General features: G+C 66.9%; 1 protein-coding gene. It reads left to right on the top strand.

Annotated features, from left to right (window positions below; genetic code table 11):
* Nucleotides 1-459: 459 nt before the first annotated feature.
* A complete protein-coding gene (locus FV233_RS29260) occupies nt 460-1,869 on the top strand; it encodes a transposase (RefSeq protein WP_246690141.1) in 1,410 nt (469 codons plus the stop codon).
* The last annotated feature ends 124 nt before the right edge of the window (nt 1,870-1,993 follow it).

Genomic DNA, 1,993 nt, shown 5'->3' with positions numbered 1-1,993 from the left:
GGCCAACAGTGACCGAGAAATTTGTCTTTGCATGTCGATTTAGCGCATGAACGGCAATGGCTTCAACTGTTGGGCTTCCCGGAGCTTTGGAGGCGGTCCCGGTGGCATGGGCGTGCGATGGCTTATAAGGCTTTCCTTCGTCAATATATAGACGGATGCATGCTCTGATTCGCTGGTTGTTGACGAAGATGAATGCGGGGATTCGTCTTTGATGCGTCCTCAGTTTGACGGGCTTTGTTGATACGCGCTGTCGTTGCGGGGAGGGCGCCGTATGATGATGTCGAAGCAGCATCCTATGGCCAAGTTCAACGCGATGCGATCGCCTTGGTGCACGATAGTTGTTGGCCGCTGGTCCGGATCGCCGCTGAGCTCGGGATCCAGTCCTCAACGTTGCGTCTCTAAGCTCGACTTTGGCCATTTGCGGCGGGTTGAGTGAGCGGAGGTTACGAAGCGGGTGTGATGGTTAGGCTGGTGGTGTCCCCGCCAAGAGACACCGCCATCCTGCCCCTGCCCACCCGCTTCGCCGGGATCATCCTAGCGTTCGCGCCGCTCTTCATCCACCGCTCCTGGCGCCATGCTCAGCCTCTGCTGTTCGGCGCGATCCTGACGCCCAACCGCCGCACGGTGACGAGCGTCCGGCGCATCCTGGCTCGTGCGCGGGGGCGACGGTTCGTGAACGTTCACCGCATCCTCAACCGGTCGGCGTGGTGCCCACGCAACGGCGGCCGTATCCTGCTTGGGCTCCTCATCGACGTGTTCGCGCAACGCGGCCCCGTGGTCCTGGGAGTGGACGACACGATCGAGCGCCGCCGCGGCAAGCGGATCGCGGCCAAGGGCATCTACCGTGATCCGGTCCGTTCCTCCCACAGCCGCCACGTCAAGGCGAGCGGGCTGCGCTGGATGAGTTTGATGCTGCTCGCCCCGATCCCCTGGGCGGGGCGCATCTGGGCATTGCCGTTCCTGACCGTGCTGGTGCCGTCAGACCGCGCCCGTCGTGAACGGGGCCGTCGGCACAAGCCGTTGCTCAACGTCGGTGGTCAACTCGTTCTGCAGGCCCGCCGCTGGCTGCCGGGGCGCAACCTCGTCCTGGTGGGCGATGGCGGCTTCTCAGCCCTCTTGTTCCTGGATGGGATGCGGCGCGGCGGTATCACGGCGATCACCCGCCTGCGGCTCGACGCAGCACTCTACGATCCCGCCCCTCCGCGACCGCCCGGCATGATCGGGCGCTCGCGCACCAAAGGCGGGCGGCTACCCACGCTCGCCGCCCGCCTCGCGGCCAAGGACACGCTCTGGCGCGAGGTCGTGGTGCCGGGCTGGTACGGGGCGGGCGCGCGGGCGATCGAGATCGCCTCGGACACCGCAGTGTGGCGGCACGGTGGCCTGCCCGTCGTGCCGATCCGATGGGTGCTCATCCGCGATCCCGAGGCGCGCTTCCCGCCCCAGGCTCTGCTCTGCACTGATCCGACGCGCGAGCCCGCGCAGATCGTGGGGTGGTTCGTGCGGCGTTGGACCGTCGAGGTCACCTTCCAGGAAGCGCGCGCCCATCTGGGCGTCGAGATGCAGCGGCAGTGGTCCGACATGGCGATCACCCGCACCACACCCTGCCTGCTCGCCCTGTTCTCGATCGTCACGCTGTTGGCCGCACGCCTCCCGGCTTGCCAACGGCGACGCGTCGCGGCCGCCGCGTGGTACCCCCACCGCGCTCGACCTCCGCCGATGCCCTGGCCGCCGTGCGCTCTGCGATCCGGCGCGAGCGGACTTTGGCAACATCACCGCGCGGACGCCCGCGAACGAAACCCTGCTTCTGCTTGCCCGCGCCCTGGGCCTATGCCCTCTGCCACGTCGCATGAAGGGCCAAAGTCGAGCTAGAGCCGTGCCCGGCCGCGTTGCGACGGGTTAGCCGTTTGCAGCGTTGAGTGGTGAAGGAGCCCTCGATGCCTTCACCGTTGTCTGTCGATCTGCGCGAGCGTGTCGTGGCGGCCGTGGCCGAGGG

The organism is Methylobacterium sp. WL7 (assembly GCF_008040085.1).
In the GTDB taxonomy this organism is placed as follows: domain Bacteria; phylum Pseudomonadota; class Alphaproteobacteria; order Rhizobiales; family Beijerinckiaceae; genus Methylobacterium; species Methylobacterium mesophilicum.
The sequence above is the reverse complement of the archived record's forward strand: the minus strand, read 5'-3'. Positions and strand labels throughout refer to the sequence as shown.

Coding starts and splice junctions, on each gene's coding strand:
- FV233_RS29260 (WP_246690141.1), top strand. CDS start 460: ATGGTTAGGCTGGTGGTGTCCCCGCCAAGAGACACCGCCATCCTGCCC.